General features: G+C 58.7%; 19 protein-coding genes. 1 reads left to right on the top strand and 18 read right to left on the bottom strand.

Translation table 11 applies throughout. From position 1 onward, the window contains the following. Nucleotides 1-35: 35 nt before the first annotated feature. Nucleotides 36-878, bottom strand: a complete 843-nt coding sequence (locus ISN39_RS01920) for a WecB/TagA/CpsF family glycosyltransferase (RefSeq protein ID WP_194728988.1) — start codon at nucleotides 876-878, stop codon at nucleotides 36-38. Nucleotides 879-1,090: 212 nt separating this feature from the next. Next, the gene (locus ISN39_RS01915) at nucleotides 1,091-2,032 is read right to left on the bottom strand and encodes a LysR family transcriptional regulator (protein WP_194728987.1); all 942 of its coding nucleotides are present in this window, start codon (nucleotides 2,030-2,032) and stop codon (nucleotides 1,091-1,093) included. Between the two features lie 95 nt (nucleotides 2,033-2,127). On the opposite strand from ISN39_RS01915, the gene ISN39_RS01910 reads away from it, so the two are divergent. Continuing rightward, entirely contained in the window at nucleotides 2,128-2,970 is an 843-nt protein-coding gene (locus ISN39_RS01910; RefSeq protein WP_194728986.1) for an NAD(P)H-dependent oxidoreductase, read from the top strand. Here ISN39_RS01910 and ISN39_RS01905 read toward each other — a convergent pair. The 16 genes from ISN39_RS01905 to ISN39_RS01830 all read right to left on the bottom strand — a co-directional run bounded on the left by ISN39_RS01905 (nucleotide 2,927) and on the right by ISN39_RS01830 (nucleotide 16,238). After that, on the bottom strand, nucleotides 2,927-3,460 hold the full coding sequence (locus tag ISN39_RS01905; RefSeq protein ID WP_194728985.1) for a hypothetical protein: 534 nt from the start codon (nucleotides 3,458-3,460) through the stop codon (nucleotides 2,927-2,929). The two genes, ISN39_RS01910 and ISN39_RS01905, sit on opposite strands and share 44 nt — an antisense overlap. Next, nucleotides 3,454-3,825 (bottom strand): hypothetical protein, encoded by a 372-nt coding sequence (locus tag ISN39_RS01900; RefSeq protein ID WP_039843988.1) that lies wholly within the window; start codon nucleotides 3,823-3,825, stop codon nucleotides 3,454-3,456. The genes ISN39_RS01905 and ISN39_RS01900 overlap by 7 nt, the downstream gene beginning before the upstream one ends. An 11-nt stretch (nucleotides 3,826-3,836) precedes the next feature. After that, nucleotides 3,837-4,391, bottom strand: coding sequence for a rod-binding protein (locus ISN39_RS01895; protein ID WP_022717187.1), 555 nt, complete (start codon nucleotides 4,389-4,391; stop codon nucleotides 3,837-3,839). A gap of 31 nt (nucleotides 4,392-4,422) precedes the next feature. After that, nucleotides 4,423-4,836 carry a hypothetical protein gene (locus ISN39_RS01890; protein ID WP_039843986.1) on the bottom strand — a complete coding sequence of 138 codons (414 nt, stop codon included), beginning with the start codon at nucleotides 4,834-4,836 and terminating at the stop codon, nucleotides 4,423-4,425. A gap of 3 nt (nucleotides 4,837-4,839) precedes the next feature. Continuing rightward, nucleotides 4,840-5,592, bottom strand: coding sequence for a flagellar biosynthetic protein FliR (locus tag ISN39_RS01885; RefSeq protein ID WP_074066697.1), 753 nt, complete (start codon nucleotides 5,590-5,592; stop codon nucleotides 4,840-4,842). Beyond that, complete coding sequence (flhA, locus tag ISN39_RS01880) at nucleotides 5,589-7,676, bottom strand: flagellar biosynthesis protein FlhA (protein WP_022717184.1); 2,088 nt, start codon at nucleotides 7,674-7,676, stop codon at nucleotides 5,589-5,591. The genes ISN39_RS01885 and flhA overlap by 4 nt, the downstream gene beginning before the upstream one ends. A gap of 88 nt (nucleotides 7,677-7,764) precedes the next feature. Further along, on the bottom strand, nucleotides 7,765-8,031 hold the full coding sequence (gene fliQ / locus ISN39_RS01875; RefSeq protein ID WP_022717183.1) for a flagellar biosynthesis protein FliQ: 267 nt from the start codon (nucleotides 8,029-8,031) through the stop codon (nucleotides 7,765-7,767). Nucleotides 8,032-8,106: 75 nt separating this feature from the next. After that, nucleotides 8,107-8,532, bottom strand: a complete 426-nt coding sequence (gene flgD / locus ISN39_RS01870) for a flagellar hook assembly protein FlgD (RefSeq protein WP_074066695.1) — start codon at nucleotides 8,530-8,532, stop codon at nucleotides 8,107-8,109. Continuing rightward, complete coding sequence (gene flbT, locus ISN39_RS01865; RefSeq protein WP_022717181.1) at nucleotides 8,523-8,972, bottom strand: flagellar biosynthesis repressor FlbT; 450 nt, start codon at nucleotides 8,970-8,972, stop codon at nucleotides 8,523-8,525. Before flbT ends, flgD begins: the two co-directional genes overlap by 10 nt. Then, nucleotides 8,969-9,316 (bottom strand): flagellar biosynthesis regulator FlaF, encoded by a 348-nt coding sequence (gene flaF, locus ISN39_RS01860; RefSeq protein ID WP_022717180.1) that lies wholly within the window; start codon nucleotides 9,314-9,316, stop codon nucleotides 8,969-8,971. The genes flbT and flaF overlap by 4 nt, the downstream gene beginning before the upstream one ends. 36 nt (nucleotides 9,317-9,352) lie before the next feature. Then, nucleotides 9,353-10,399, bottom strand: a complete 1,047-nt coding sequence (locus ISN39_RS01855; RefSeq protein ID WP_194728984.1) for a flagellar hook-associated family protein — start codon at nucleotides 10,397-10,399, stop codon at nucleotides 9,353-9,355. Between the two features lie 3 nt (nucleotides 10,400-10,402). Further along, nucleotides 10,403-11,899, bottom strand: coding sequence for a flagellar hook-associated protein FlgK (flgK, locus tag ISN39_RS01850; RefSeq protein WP_194728983.1), 1,497 nt, complete (start codon nucleotides 11,897-11,899; stop codon nucleotides 10,403-10,405). 19 nt (nucleotides 11,900-11,918) lie between these two features. Then, the gene (locus ISN39_RS01845; RefSeq protein ID WP_074066692.1) at nucleotides 11,919-13,229 is read right to left on the bottom strand and encodes a flagellar hook protein FlgE; all 1,311 of its coding nucleotides are present in this window, start codon (nucleotides 13,227-13,229) and stop codon (nucleotides 11,919-11,921) included. 129 nt (nucleotides 13,230-13,358) lie between these two features. Next, nucleotides 13,359-14,030, bottom strand: coding sequence for a winged helix-turn-helix domain-containing protein (locus ISN39_RS01840; RefSeq protein ID WP_194728982.1), 672 nt, complete (start codon nucleotides 14,028-14,030; stop codon nucleotides 13,359-13,361). 281 nt (nucleotides 14,031-14,311) lie between these two features. Next, the gene (locus tag ISN39_RS01835; RefSeq protein WP_194730079.1) at nucleotides 14,312-14,875 is read right to left on the bottom strand and encodes a lytic transglycosylase domain-containing protein; all 564 of its coding nucleotides are present in this window, start codon (nucleotides 14,873-14,875) and stop codon (nucleotides 14,312-14,314) included. After that, nucleotides 14,817-16,238 carry a flagellar hook-length control protein FliK gene (locus ISN39_RS01830; protein ID WP_194728981.1) on the bottom strand — a complete coding sequence of 474 codons (1,422 nt, stop codon included), beginning with the start codon at nucleotides 16,236-16,238 and terminating at the stop codon, nucleotides 14,817-14,819. Before ISN39_RS01830 ends, ISN39_RS01835 begins: the two co-directional genes overlap by 59 nt.

Genomic DNA, 16,238 nt, shown 5'->3' with positions numbered 1-16,238 from the left:
GAAATGGTTAACTGCGCGAGGCAAGAAGCAGGGTCTCAGTGAGCTCCCTCGCTCTGTTCCTGCGGTAACGGCAAGGGGACGCTGTTGTTGCCCGCCTGGCTAAGGATGCGCTCGCGACGATTGAAGCGGTACTGCATCACGTAAAACAGAAAGACCGGGATGCCGAGCACATAGCGCCGCCAGAGACGGGCCGGTTCCTGCAGCATCCGGTAGGCCCATTCCAGCCGCATCATGCGAACGGTTTCCGGAGCGCGGGGAACAACTCCGGAGATGAAATCGAAGAGCGCCCCGACAGTCAGAACAAGCCGGGCATGGTCGGCGCGAATGTGATGATGCGCCCACTTCTCCTGCAGCGGCGTTCCCATGCCAATGATCAGGATGTCGAGGTCCTGGCGCTCAACCTCGTCAATGAGCTCCGTCGGGTTCTCCTTGTCGAAATACCCGTCCGAAATGACGATGAATTCGTGCCAGGGCGCATGCTTGCGGAAATTCGCTGCGGCTTTTTCGATGACTTCGCGCCTGCCGCCGATCAGGCCGACACGGCGCGGATTTTCCATATAGGTCAGAAACGCGGGAACGAAGTCCGTGCCATTGAGATTGGCAGGAAACGGTGCTCCATGCGCTATCTTGGAAGCGATGTTCAGGCCGATGCCGTCCGGCAGGACGAAATTCTGCAGGAGGATATCCCGGTATTCGCTATCGCGCAGCGTCATCAGCATGTTGTGAGCGTTGACGAAGGAAATGACGGTCTGGCCGACAGGAAAGGAGGCAAGCTCGTTGATGAAGACGAGCGCGTCGTCCCATCCGAGGTCGCACACCGGCACGTCGAAGATCGTGCGGCGCGATGCGAGAACCGCGAAATTCGCGATCAGGTTCATTCCAACCTCCAGCCAGGGTGCTTTACGCGCCCAACATCCCGGAAAACACAAGATACATTCCGCACCAGCAGGTTTTTACGAACCGGCAGCACCCGCCCGCCTGCAGCAAGTCCCGAATGCTGCATCAGGGATATGAAGGGAGCTATAGCAGGTGGGTTTCAAACAACTCTTAGAAAAGTCGTTCGAATTCCGCCGCCGCTTTCAAGGCTTTGTTAAGCTTGTGCGCCAAAGCGCTGCGGCTTTTCGATCCCCGGAATGCCGCCAATCTGCTCGACGAGGAAGTCGACCAGCAGCCGGACCCGGGCAACGCCGGCGCGTTCGGGGACGATCAGCATGCTGAGCGGGACAGGCGGCAGCGAATAGTCCGGCAAGATCACCTCAAGCTTGGCAGCCGTCAGGAGATCGTCGACAAGCCATTGATGGGTGGGTGCGATGCCGCGCCCGGCGACAATGGCCTCGCGTGCAGCAAGCCCATGGTCGACCCGAAAGCGCCCTCCAAAGGGCACGGCATGGTCTTCGCCGCTGGGCCCACGCAAAGCGAGCATGTCGCTCCCTGCCACGTTCGACATACGGATGCCTTCATGACCGAGCAAATCCTGCGGGACAACCGGCTTTCCCCGCGCTGCAAGATAGTCCGGTGACGCGACGAGCAGACGCCGGGACTGGCCGAGCGCCCGCAGTTTCATCGAACTGTCGGTGAGCGGGCCTAAGCGAAGCGCGATATCGACGCCTTCCCGCACAAGGTCGACGCGCTCATCGGTAAGGCTGAGGTCGACTCCGATATCGGGATAGCGGTCCTGAAACGCGAAGATCAGCCGGCTGACGTGCAGAACCCCAAAAGCCGCAGTGCTGGAGATCCGGATCGTGCCGGCCGGCGCACCGCGCGTGCCCCGCGCCTCATCGCCGGCCTGTTCGACAAGGCGCAGGATCTGGACGCTGTTGGCATAATATCGGCTGCCTTCATCGGTCAGCGCGACACGCCGGGTGGTCCTGCTCAGCAGAGGCACGCCGACGGCCTCCTCAAGCTCCCGCAAATGCCGTGTGACCGTCGACTGGCCGACCCCGAACTCGCGCGCAACCGCCGACAGGCTGCCGCGTTCGGCAACGCGGACGAAGGTTCGCATATGTTCCAGCGTAACGTCTGAACTATCCATTATTCGGCATAATCTTATGCATTACGCACATCTAGTGGATGATTCAAACCCTGTCTACCTATGGGTCAGTTCTCACCTTCACAGGATCACTGATCATGAAAGTTCTGCTTGTCTTCGCTCATCCCGAACCGCGCTCGCTCAATGGGGCACTGCGAGACGTTGCCATCAAGGAGCTCGAGGCCCAGGGCCATGAGGTGCGCGTGTCCGACCTGTATGCCGAGGGCTGGAAATCCGAAATCGACCGTGCCGACTTTCCGTCGCTGGCAACTGATACGCGGTTCATACCTGTCGCTGCATCCAAGAGAGCTTTCGAAACTGGCGCGCTGACCGAGGATGTCAAAACCGAGATCGATAAGCTCCTGTGGGCCGATATGCTGATCCTCCAGTTTCCGCTTTGGTGGTTCAGCATGCCGGCAATCCTCAAGGGCTGGGTCGAGCGGGTCTATGCCTATGGGTTCGCCTACGGCGTCGGCGAGCACAGCGACAAGCGATGGGGCGACCGCTATGGCGAAGGGGCTCTGGCGGGCAAGCGAGCCATGTTGATTGTGACTACCGGCGGCTGGGAGGAACATTACTCGACCCGCGGGGTCAACGGACCGATCGACGACCTGCTATTCCCGATCAATCATGGGATCCTCTATTACCCGGGCTATGCCGTTCTTCCGCCTTTCGCGGCTTACAGGGTCGATGGTCTGGATGAGGCCGGCTTCGAACTTGCAGCCGAGCGCCTGCGTGAGAGGATGCGCACACTCGAGTCCACCCCACCTATCCCCTATCGTCAGCAAAATGGCGGAGACTATCTGATCCCCAGCATGCAGCTACGCCCTGAGCTCGGCGAACCGGGCGCAACCGGCTTTGCGCTTCACCTGAACGGCGCAGACGAAGCCGGCGAAACTAGTGGGCAGCGCTCGCAGCTTCAGGTGGCGGGGGCTCGATGATCTTGACCGGATCGGCCGTTTTCTTCTGCTGGCCGGAGGCGTTGGCTTTGACGTCTTCCTTGGAAAGGTAGTCGAGCTGCTCCAGCATGACCTCTGAAATGTATTCGCCGCCGAGTTTCTCGTTCATGCCTTTCTTGATCGCGTCACGGAAGGCCTGCGGGTCGAAGGATTTCAGCTTGCTGATATCGACCATCTTATTGCCGACGAGCAGGGTGAAAAGCTCGTCGGTGGTCATTTCGGTAAGCGGCAGGGTCATACCCTTCACCGTGTCCTTGTTCATCATGAAGGACACGCGGCCGAGGAAGTAACCAGTCACCGCGCCGTCGCCGATGATCGGTACGGTGATTGTCTCGCCCTTCACAAGCTCAAGCTGGCTCTGCTTCGAATCATCAGCCGGCGGGGCCGGCGCTGTCGCCAGCTTCACGGAGAAATAGACCGAAGCAAGCGTGATGGCGCAAACCCAGATGCCTGTCAGGACGAGCTTCACCATCCGGCATCACGCGCGACGAACTGTTCCTGGGAATAGGTGCCGTCGGCATCCGCATCCTGAACGGCATTCTTCAACAGGTCGGCAACCGCACGAACGGCTTCGAGATGTGCCTCAACGCGCCGGGCGTTCAGCGTCAGCTTCTGCTTCAGCCCGTGAAGCTGTTCCAGATGCGACGCAGCAAGCTCGGCCGGATCCGTATCACGAAAGAGCATCGACAGCTCATAGAGGCAGCGGCTCTTATGCGCATTCGAGACCTTGAGATCGAACTGCGGGTCGCTGCCGATCCGCGTGTTCTCGTTGTCAATGATCATTTCCAGGCGGCCGAGGACCGACTTGATACGATATTCATTCGAGATGATTTCCATTTTATCCTCGGTTATGCTTCATTATTGATCTTGGCATCCGCCGTTGGCGTGCCGAATGTCTTGCGCTGGAATTCGTCGATCATGCTGAAGGCGACCTTGCGGTCATCCTGGTCCGCCGACGCGTTCACGATGGCGCCTTCCTTCTTGCGAAGCGCCTCGTTATACATCTGCTTGGCTATGCCGACGCCGTCACCTTCGGAGATGACGTTGCCGAGTTGCTCGGCCATCATGCCCTTCCAGATGTCGCCCGTAGCGCCCTTGCCGTAGACCTGTTCACTGTCGCTCGGCAGCATGTTCTTGATGAAATTCTGAAGCACCATGGCCTCGAACTTCCGGTAGGTTTCCGGAATCTCTTCAGTCTTGGCGCGATTCTTGACGTTGTCGAGGCCGGTGGCGCTATCAAGCACGTCGACCTTGGCAGAAAAGCCATCGCCGTTCTCGGCAAGGCCCGTTGCCCGAAAGGCCGCGCGGCTCGCTTTCAATTTCTCCTGGGCCACCTGAACCTCCATCGGGTCGGCGGCTTTGACAACATCCAGGACCAGATCACTCGGGGGTGAAATAGCCAATGTCACAATCCTCTAAATTAAGTTGTAGGGATTATGGTTTTTGAAGCTTGCTGGAGGCTGGTGTTGCAAATTTCTGATCGATGACATCGTAGACCGCGTTGTCATCGGCTTCGCGCCGTTCGGCTTCAAGGGCTTCCTTCATGCCCTCTTCCAGCCGGTCGCCCTTGGCCCGCTCGCGCTGCAGGCGCATCTCGTGCAGCTGCTGCATGCCGGTCAGCTGCTTGTCCTTGGTGCTCAGCCGCTCGAACCGGTCGGCATAGCTTTGCGAAAACGCACGATGGACCGGATCCATGGAGCCGAGCGCCATGACGACATTGTCGATCGACTGGTTGACCTCGGCGCGCTGGCGGCTCGTTTCGGCAAGGTCGTATTCCGCCATCTGCTCCAGATGCCGCTGGACTGCGACGAGCCGCTTCAGTTTTTCGGAACGGGTCTTCTCCGCCATCCGCTACCTTCCGATGAACACGCTTGGGAAAGATTGCGCATACTGGCTGATCAAGGCAGCAACCGAGAAATAAAACAGGAACAAGCCGCCAAGCAGCATGTAGGGCGTCGAGATGAAGTACACGGGAATTTGCGGCGCCAGCTTGTTGATGAAGCCGATCGAGACGTTGAACATCATGCTGTAGATGAGGAACGGGCTTGCGAGCCGGAGCATGATGTAGGTCGTGGATTGCAGCGTATCGGTGAGCGAAATCAGATTGGCGCGCATATCGGCAATGCCGCCGAAGGGCATCGTCGTGTAGGAATCGATCAGCGCCCGGAACACGATGTGATGGAAGTCCATCATGAAGAGGATCATCATTCCGGCAAAGGTGATGAAACCGGAGAGACTTGTTTCCACCGAATCCTCGATGACATCTGCCGCACCCGGTGAGGTGTATCCGACCATCATGGCGATGATGCTGGCGGCGAATTGGAAGCCCAGCGTGTAGAGCCGCGCCAGCAAGCCGTACATGACGCCGATCAGCGATTCGCTGACGATGAGCCCGATATAGGTCGCGCCGGTATTGCTGACGGCCGGATAAACCGTGTCCCAAAGAACCGGCAGCATGGCGATCGAAAGGCCGCCGGCCACAAAGACCCTCAGCAGTTCCGGCACGCGCGCCGAGGAAAAGCCTGGCATTGCAAGGACACAGCCGCCGATCCGGCAGAAAACCAGGAAGAGCGCCAGAACAGTCCCTTGCGGGTCGGAAATCATGAAATAGAGCCCAAAATCTTTATCTCGATGCCCTTGGCCAGTTCGACGTGCGAAAGAACCGGAAGCGTGGCGAACAGCCGTTCGATGATCATGCGCACATAGGAGCGTGTTTCCGGCGATGTGACAAGGGCGAATGGCAGGCCGCGGTCCATGAATTCACGGATAACCTTCGTTGCCTGCTCGCTGAACTCCTCAAGGCTGCGCGGGTCGATGTCGAATTCGACGACCTCGCCCTTGTTGTCGCGCTTGAGCGCCTGGTGGAAGGCCATGTCCCACTTGCTGCCGAGCCGCAGGACGCGCAGCACGCCATTGTCCGCCAGGTCGCCGCAGAGCTGCTGCGCCATGCGGATCCGCACATGCTCGACGATCTGCTCGGTCTTGCGGACATGCGGCGCGAGCTCGGCCACGGCTTCCAGGATCAGATGCAGGTTACGGATCGAGACGCGCTCGGCAAGCAGCAGCTTGAGGACGGCCTGCAGGCCCGAATACGACATATGCGAGGTGCAGATCTCGTCTGCGAGCTTCTTGTATTCGGGATCGAGACGGTCGATCAGAACCTTCACGTCCTTGTAGGAGAGAAGCTGCGGCAAGTTGTTGCGGATGACCTCGCTCATGTGGGTGAGGACCACCGAGACGTTGTCGATCGGCTGGAAACCTTCGCGTTTCAAGTCCTCGGCGAAAGCCTCAAGAATGGAAACCGCCGGCATGCCGAAAGCCGGTTCGCGGATTTCGTCTCCTGGAATGCGCGGCTTGCGGCCAGAGCCGGTGACGACCAGCACTTCGCCGACACGCAACGCGTTCGATGCCACCGTCGTGCCGTGTATGCGGATCTGGTAGGACTTCTCGGGAATGCTGATATCGTCGGTGACCTTGATCTCCGGAACGACGAAGCCATACTGCGTTGCAAATTTCTTGCGCATCTTGCCGACCCGGAAGGCGAGTTCCTGGTGTGCGCCGAGGAGGCGTGTCGACACCATCTTGCCGAGCGCGAGTTCGATTTCCGAGGTGCGCAGGACCGATTTGACGGAGTCCTTTTCGAGCTCCTTGGTCTGAACGACCTTCTTTTCCTCCTGCTCGCGGCGGACCTTGTTCTCTGCTTCGATCTGCCTCGGAATGAACCATGCACCGAACGCCATGAGGCCGCCGAGGAACATGAAGGGGACTGTCGGCAGGCCGGGCATCAGGCCCAGGACCGCCATCAGCACGGCGGAAACGGAAAGCGCGCGCGGATAGCCGCTCAGCTGATTGACGACGGCCTGGTCGGTCGAGCCGATGGTGCCGCCGCGCGAAACGAGAAGGCCGGCCGCCAAGGAAACGATAAGCGCCGGCATCTGGGCGACGAGGCCGTCGCCGACCGAGAGCTTGACGAAAACGTCGGCCGCTTCGGAAATCGGCATGTCATGGCGGAAATAGCCGATGATGATGCCGCCGAAAATATTGATGCAGGTAATAAGGAGGCCGGCGACCGCATCGCCGCGGACGAACTTGGAGGCACCGTCCATGGCGCCGAAGAACGAGCTTTCCTCCTCCAACTCCTTGCGACGGCGCTGCGCTTCCTTCTCGTCGATGATGCCCGCGGAAAGATCGGCGTCGATCGACATCTGCTTGCCGGGGATCGCATCCAGGGTGAATCGCGCGCCGACTTCAGCGATACGCGTCGCACCCTTGGTGATGACGATGAAATTGATGGTGATCAGGATCAGGAACACGATCAGACCGATCACGAAATCGCCGGACATCACCAGGCTTGCAAAACCGGCGATCACGCCGCCGGCGGCGTCATGTCCCTCATTGCCATGCGAAAGGATCACGCGCGTCGTTGCAATGTTCAGCGACAGTCGCGTCATGGTCGCGATCAGCAGGATGGTCGGGAAGGACGAAAATTCGAGAGGCTTCTGAATCCAGAGGGCAACCATCAGGATCAGAACGGAAAACGCGATCGAAAACGCCAGCCCCAAGTCGATCAGAAACGGCGGAATCGGCAGGAAGAGCACACAGATGATGACCATGATGCCGAGGGCAAAACCGACATCACGAAGGCTCGGAGCAGATTTCGGAAGGGGGAGTGCAGGTGGTTGCGCCATTTCGATTCCGTCTCTTCATGAGAGGAGGCAGGTATGCCCTGCCCAATTCGGATCGAGAATTAACCGGCGAAGCTTGCGCGAAGGTAGCTCAGAAGCCGGACTGGATGCGCGAGAAGACCATGTCGGTGAAAATGGAGATCTGGGAACCGACGAACGGTGCGGAAATGCCGACGGTAATGAGAACGGCGACAATCTTTGGAACGAAGGTGAGCGTCGCTTCCTGAATCTGCGTCAGCGCCTGGATCAGCGCGATGACGAGGCCGACGATCATGGCAGCAGCGACCGCAGGGCCGGCTGCGATCAAAACGGTCCAGATCGCCGCCTGAAAAAGGTCGAGTGCATCGGCTTCATTCATCGTCAGGCAACCTCATATCGCCTTTCGGTCCGCCCCGCAGTAGCCGAACCATTATTGCGTTCATTGCAAGTCAGTTCACGACGACGTGTCTGACGTCGGCGCTTCATCCGCGAGAGTGATTCCCGCCTGCACGAGAATACTCTTCCCGTCCGTCGTCGTCGCGATAATTCCGTCGGAATACACCTTGACCGAGGCGACAGTGCCTTTAACGGTGCCGTCGGCGCTGGTCATGTACTTGCCGATATAGCTGCCTGCCTGGGTGAGGCTGGAGCTTGCGAGCAGCGTGTCCAATTTCGTGTTGGTCTGGATCGTCTGCTCGACCTGCGAGAAGCTTGCGAGCTGCGACATCTGCTCGCTGGCGTCCATCGGATCCGTCGGATCCTGGTTCTTCATCTGCGCGATGAGCAACTGCAGGAAGTTGTCGTAGTTGAGCGTTGCCTTCTGCTGCGCAGTCTGCGTGGTCGACGTCGTGCCGACGCTGGAAACGCCGTCTACCGCCATGGTGCGATCTCCTTGCGGATTTGCTCGACCATCGCCGGGTGCATTTCCTGGTTGTTCAAGATGCCGTCCTCGGTCGGATAGAGCGCGCGGATGGCCTTCAGCGCATCGAATGCGCGCCCCGTCGAGACGAGGCCATCGATGCGCTTCAGCTCGGCGAGAACCTCTTCGTTCTTGAAGCAGGTCAGCAGCATGGTGATCGACTTGCGGAACATCGCCGTCGACTGCTCCTTGCCTTCCGGATTAATCAGGATCATCTGCGCGATGAAGTAGAGCTGGCGCAGCGGCGTCGTGGCGTCTTCCGGCTGAAGAACATGGTTTTCAAGAAGAAACGTCACATCATTCAGGAATTCCAGCGCGACCTTGCGGTCAACGCGCAAAACCGCGCCGTTGATGAAGATTCTCTCTCCGGCTTTTAGCGAAATGCGAAGTGTACTTTTCATTTAAGTCCATCCCTGATGATGGTGGTAACGTCGATAATGCCTTGGTAGTTACTCGATTGGCGTCGCCTGATCTTGTCGCATTCCTTCAAAATCCAGATTGCGATCGAAATCAGGTTGGCCCGCAGCTCGATCTGGAGCTGATTGTCGGGATGCTTGAGATCCTCGATAAAACTCACCCAAACACGCCGGGTGTAAAACAGTGCCTCAACGGATTCCCGGCTGTACTTTTCCTTGTCGCGCGCCAGCGAGAGCAATTCGATTGACCGGTCGAGAACTTGCCGCTCCCGCTCTTTCGCGTCGGTCACCGAGTCTTGCATGACCTCGGCATAAGAGAATTGATACATTCATGCATCCTTCTTTGTATTGCGCGCCTTTGATCATCAAAGGTAATTCACGAGGCTCAGCTGCTGTATTTTCGATACAATCGTGTAAGCCGTTTCGAGCTGCGTTTCCAAGGTCTTGACGAGGGTCGAAGCTTCTGCAGGGTCAACACCCTGGAGGTCCACGACCTTGTTGTTGATGATGGCAGCCTGGGCATCGAGAGCGTCGTTCGCCTTCTCGACGCGCTCCTGCGACAGGCCGAGCTGGCTCTGCTGCGTCACGAGGCCGGATGTCGCCTGCGCCGCATAGCCGATGGCGCGTGAGGAAACCGCGTCCATGGCATCGGTGCCAAGGCCCTGATCGATCAGCGCATTCGTCATCACCGTGGCCATTGCGAGGTAGCGCATGCCGTCGGAATTGGCGTTGGTGGACGATGTGATGACTTCCGAGTTGCTGATCCGGCTCGTCATGTTCTGGTTGGAGGCCTTGGACCAGCCTGTGGCCGGGTTCGTCCATGCCGCAGCGCTGAACATCGGCTCCACGGTGCTGGTCATGAAGGTATCGATTTCAGCCGCCGTCAAGGCGCTGACCGGCTTGGTAAGCCCGGTCGCGTAAGTGTTCAGGGCAGTGACGATATCGGCTTCAACGGTGGCGCTGCGATCCGTCAGTGGCGGAACGTCCGTATTGACACCGGAAAACAGGTATTCGCCGCCGGTGATCATGTTGCCGGTGTCCATGAGCTGCGAAAGTGCCGCCGCCGAGGACTGGAGAGTAACGGTAATGGCTGTCGATGCCTGGCTTCCCTTGAGCGCCGTCAGATTCTTGACCAGCGCATCACTCGCCTTCTGCACGTCGGCCAACCCGCTCTGGGACATTTCGAGACGAAGATTGACGGTGGAGTTGCTGTCCTTGAACGAGGAGATCCGATCAAGCTCGCGCGCATAGTTCACGCTCTTGGCCGCGTCGATGCCGAGCGATACGCCGATATCGGCGTAGGTTTTCGTGGTGGCTTCAATCGAAGCCTTGACCATCTGGTTCTGCGACTGGCGGATCGTCAATCGCATCGCGTTCTGAATGGCTGAACTAGAAATAAAAGAGCTCTTCATGGCTTAACTCGCTATATCCAGCAATGACTTCAACATTTCATCGATGGCGTTCAAAATCTTCGTCGCCGCCTTGTAGGATTGTTCGATGTCGAGAAGCAGCGTCAGCTCTTCGTCCAGGTTGACGCCGGTCTCGTTGGAATAGGCTTCGTCGGATCGCGAAAGCGCTGCTGCCGTGTTCTCCGTGGCACCGCTCGCGTCGCTGCGGTACTGTTCGAACCAGCCGATCGAGCTAGACGAAAAATCCATGATGCTGACGTTCGAGTCGATACCCGTTGCCGAGTTGAAGCCGATTACGCCGGCGCCCGGATCGAAATCCATCTTGGCGCCCATGGCCGTGTAGAGCTTGTCGAGCTGCGCGGTGTAGCCGCCGTTGGCAGCGGTATTCTGATTGAACGCGGCGCCGTTGATCGAACCGTCGCGCAGCTTCATCGGATCGCCGCCCAGCGAGGTCACCACTGCCGGATTGACCGTGATGGAACCAGCAATGCCGTCGATGATCGTGGCCGTCGTCGGCGTTCCGCCCGGAAGCCCGCTCGGCAACGTCCAGGTAAAGAGACCCGGCAGCGTGCTGGTTCCGGCCGTGTTCGTTTCCGAAAATAACGCAACGAGACCCTTGGCGATTTCGTCGAGCTGGGATTGGAATGTCGGCGCGACTTCGTCACGAAGCTGGAGAAGCGCCTGGAGACTGCCCTGCGCCGACGTCGTGCCGCCTGAACCCTTACCGAGCGCCACGCCATCGATGTAAACGCCGTTGCCGTCGGTGGAGGCGCCGTAGCTCTGGGTCGGCTTGAAAGTCACCGCGCGCGGAATGGTCTCGAAGAGCGTCACCCCGTCCGAGGTATACAGCACCATGTCGTTGTTATGGCGGGCGACGGTCGTGACTCCCACGATCCCCGAAATCTGCTTGAGCAAGGCATCGCGCTGGTCGAGCGCTTGCGACGGATCGGCACCGGAAGACGTGGCAGACTTGACGGCGTTGTTTGCGGTCTCGAATTGCGCCAGCAGCTCATTCAGCTCTTCTACGGAATTTGCAATCGATTTGTCCGCATTCATCCGCACCTGCTGGACAGCGTTGGTCGCATTGTTGAGCGAGTTCACGACGTCCTGCGCCGCCGTGATGGCGCCCTGGCCGGCGATCGTGCTGTTCGGTGCGGCTCTGAACGCGCTAAGCTTGTCACGAAAGACCGCAAGGTAGGTGGAGGGCGCCGTCTCGTAATCGTTGCCGCCGATGACGGACTTGATGTCTTCCAAGCCGTTCAAAAGGGTCTGCTGGGCACTGTCTTGAGAATTGCTCTTCAGGTACTGGCGCAGGAGAGCATCCTCCTGCGCACGGTTGATCTTGACCACCTGCGCGCCGTTCAAGGAGGTGGTGAGCATCGCCTGCCGACGCACATAATCGTTATTGCCGGCATTGGCGATATTGTTCGATACGACGCTGCTTTGAGCGCCTGTATTGTTGAATATGCCCTGTGCCGTATTAAGTGCGGAAGTGAGCGACATGGCTTAGCCGTTACCTTACTTATCTCTTGAGATTGACGAGGACGTCCATCAAGTCCGAACCCGTCTGGAACACTTTCGAGTTTGCCGTATAGCTGCGCTGCGACTCGATCATTTCCGTGAGCTCGCCCGCCATATCGACGTTCGAGCCTTCAAGCGCGCCCGATTGGATCTTGCCGAAGCCACTCGTCTGCGGGAAGCCGGTGACGGTGACGCCGGACCTGCCGTTCGCTGAGTAGACGTTGCCGGACATCAGCGTCAGCAGATCGGGGCTCGGCACGTTTGCGAGCGGGATCTGGAAGACGGGCTTGGTGCTGCCGTCGTCGTATTTCGAATACACCACACCATCGGCGTCGATGGTGATATCGACCGGCGAGTTTGCGCCCTGTCCATCGACGTTACCGGTGCCGGACCAACTGTCGCCGACCTGCGAGAGATCGAGGCTCATATTGATGGTGAGACCCGTCACTGGATCGATGATGTCCGTGGTGCTGGTATGCGTTGCATCCGTCAGCATCTGCCCCGAGCTGTCGAAATATACCCGCTTCACGTCAACGGCGGCGGAAGAGTACGGGAAGGAGCTCGTGCCAGTCGCGGCCTTGTCGGCGTTGCGGAATACCGCCATTTCCCATTCGTAGGCGGTGCCAGTCGGCGGCAGCGGCGCCACGGTCGTTACCGGGACCTTTGTGAAGTAGATGTCGTACATCACCTTGCTGCCGAGCTTGTCATAGGTGACGATCGAATATTTCTGCGTATCGGATGTGGCCGTTGCGTTGTTTGCGCTCGGGAGGTCTGCCGCAGTGGTTTCGATGGGCGAAGATGGCTTGAGGTTGCCCGTCCACGTACCATTCGCTGTCGGCACGGCTTCCAGTTTCTGGTCGCCGAGGACATTGATCGGAACGAGGCCGTCGAAGCCGTTGACGACGACGGCCGGAGCGGACGAACCATAAGGATAGCCCATCAGCGTGAAGCCCGCCGAGTTGACGAGGTTGCCTTCGTCGTCCTTCGTGAAGTCACCGGCGCGGGTCAGGACCGGCGTGCCGTCGGCGCCCTGCACGATGAAAAAGCCGTCGCCGGAAATGGCGAGGTCGTAGCCCGAAGTCGTGTAGGAGATGTCGCCTTGGTCGGAAACAGCCTGACGGATGGACGTCTGCACACCACCGGAATTGTAGTTGCCTGCCGTGGACGGCAGGACGAGAGAGGAGAAGGCCGTCGAGACAGCCTTGTAGCCGGTGGTATTTGCATTCGCGATGTTGTCGGCAACGGTGCTCAGGCGGTTTGCCTGTGCGTTCATCCCCGACACTGCCGTCTTCATGCTGCCAAAAATGCTCATCTGAAAACCTCGTTTTCCTTGATAGCTTGGAGAGTATTTGGCGGGCCTTGCGTGAAGCTGTCTGTAGCGGAGCTGCCTGATCGAAATATTGAAAGGCACGTTTCCGCGGGCCGGGCCCGCCGCTGAAAATCAGTTCCAGTCGATGCAGTAGCCGAGAAAGCGCTTCGAATCGACCGGGTCGAAGCCGAGCTTCTTGCGCAACTTCTTGCGCAGCTTGGAGATATGGCTCTCAACGACATTCTCTTCGACTTCCTCATCGAAGATGCCGTAGATGGCGTTGAAGATCTGGGTCTTGGTGACGCGGCGGCCGCGGTTGGCGATCAAGTATTCCAAAATGCGGCGTTCGCGGCGCGGAAGCGCAAAGACTTCATCGTTGATTTCCGGATCGCGGCCGTCCGAAAAGACGCGGATCGCGCCGATATCGGTGTGGGTCGAAATCGCTTTCAGGCGGCGGCGGATTGCAGCGGCGCGCGCCAGGATTTCACGGGGGTGCACTGGCTTGCGGACGACATCGTCGACGCCGCAATCAAAAAGTGCAAGGGTGTTTTCGAGCGAAGGCTGGTCGCTGACCGCGATCACCGGCGCCTGGGAGCGATCCCGGATCGCCCGTGGCAGCTCTAAGGTCTGCCTGCCCTGGCCGATCAGGAAAGCTTCGACAGCCGCGATATCGGAATCCGCCGCCGTTTGCACCCACTCGCCAAATTCGCTTGGATCAAAGCCGGTCGAGGGAATGCCCTCGCGGCCAAACAGTGATGTGTAACCATCTTTTACGAGCTCACGCTCATCAACCACTACGATCATTCGTCCGCCTCCGAATCAGTGTGGCACCTCGATGATCTATGGGTACGAATCGCACGAATCTGGGACAAGCTGCTGGAACTTAATGGCAGGAATTAACAGTTGATTAAGAACTGGGTCCCGATTTGCTCTATATGTAGTATGCCTTCTCAGTTATGCACACAAAAATTTCGTGGAAAAGTTAACAGAGGGTAAATTAGGTCTTGTGAACCCAATTTTCGGCCAATTCCTGCCACATTATGACACGATTCCGTTTTGTTCACGTTTTTCTATTTTTACTTGCATCAGTTGTGGCAGAAGTTACTCGCATTGGGAGTCCACTTGCCGTAGCCGGTAGCGACGAGATTGGCGATCACGCGGCAGACATACCGCTTCTGCGCAGGGTCGTTGTTTGGTCCGGCGTGGTATCTGGCTACCGCCATCGTCCAGGTTTCATGCCGGTCGTGAAGATTGCGAAGGAACTTCGCCGCATATTCGACATTGCGGTGCGGGTCGAACATGGCTTCCGCCGAGCTGAAATTCTCGCCATGAAAGTAATGGTTGATCTGCATGCAGCCGATGTCGATGAGCTTTGCACCGCTTTTTCGCGCCGAATAGAACTGCCTCATGGCGTCCAGCTCGGAAGGCGGGAAGACTGCCTTGCCCTCTATGTTCAGTGCAAAAGGATAGAGCGAACCTTTGCGTCCGGTTTCCGTCAGGCCCACGGAATAGAGAATGCCTTCCGGTATGCCGTATTTGGCGGCAGCAGACTGGATTTCCCTTTCGCAGGCACCGTTGGAGGCGCGTGTCTCAGAGGTAAACGCTGCCAGAAGCGCCGCCGCCAGCGGCGCCAGAAGCAACATCTTCAACATATGTCTCCCCTGCCCCATTAAGGCCTCCATTGCCCCGCTGTGCTGTCTGGGCGTGGCGCTCGCGCGCTTCACCGCCCTGCCCCTGCTGCAAAGATTGTTGCTGGGAAGACTGCTCTTGCGCATTTGCCTGGTTCCCCGCGTCGGGCTTTTCTACCGGCGCCATGCTGATCGTGACGTTGTCGATGGCATAACCCTGGCTGCGAAGCACCTCGATGATCTTGCCGTGATCTTCCTTGAGCTGCCGATAGGCCGCACCGGTTTCGACCTTCAGATCGACGTTCAGGGCATCGCCGGAAAGGCGCATCGTTGCCGTCACGAGGCCGAGGTCGATCGGCGTCATCTGGATCTTCAGGGTGTTGACAACCTTCCCGGTGCTCGTCCATTCGGCAGCGTTCGACAGTGCGGAACTCGGCTGCATCGCACCCGTCCACTCCCTGTCGCCAAGGATTGCAGCGGTCACGGATGCGGAATTCTGCGCGAGGCCGATATAGCGGCGTGAATCGAGAACCGTGACGCTTTCGATATCGCTCTTCGCCTTGGCGGCGGACGCTTCCTGGTCAGCACCGATACGGATGTCCATGGACTCGCCGCGCCCGTCCGCGCGGCTCAAACGGAACGTCTTTCCATCAAGATTGGCTGCGTCGTCCACGGCCGGCATCTGCGCGTCGCTGGCGCTGATCGCCGCCAGCGCAGCGGCCGCAGGCGCATTACCAGTGCCACGGCCGGCATCCTTTTCCTTCCCGGCCATATCGTCCTTCGCATTCACATGGGCTGCAGCCAGGAATGCCACCGGGATCACCGTATCCGTGGCATCCTTGTTCAAAAGACCGAGCGCATCAGAGACAGACGTCGCATCCAACGGAGGGCCTTCATCGGCTCCGGTCTTGTTCTCCAAGGTCTTTGCCGATTTTTCGTCTTTTGCGACATGTGCATCTTCCGCGACCTCGCCGGCGTCTTCCTTGACTTCGAATTTTACCGAAACCGTATCGACGCGGCTTTTCATCTGATCCTTGCCGGATTTGCCTGTGTCGATTGCAACCGTCTCCGGCTGCGTCGCGGCCTGTTGTTTCAACGAGGCATCGCTGAGAGCGATCATCGGCTTGCTGCGAGCGCGATCGCGCAAACTGAGAGCGATACTGCCGGCGGCGCCTTCATCGACGTCTGTTTGGGCATCATCAGCCGCAGGGGGCACAGCAGGCTCGCCGCCGGTGCTGTTTTGCGGACTGTTTCCTGCCTTCGAGAGCACGTCCGAAAAGCCGCCATTGCCAGCGTCGCCGTCCTTGGCTGCCGGACCATTGCCTCTGGCGGCTGGCGACGCCTCGGTTGCGGCAACTCCCCCCGTAACGCTCATATCGATCAT

It is taken from the genome of Rhizobium sp. 007, assembly GCF_015353075.1.
In the GTDB taxonomy this organism is placed as follows: domain Bacteria; phylum Pseudomonadota; class Alphaproteobacteria; order Rhizobiales; family Rhizobiaceae; genus Rhizobium.
This window is presented reverse-complemented; position numbering and strand designations above follow the sequence as displayed.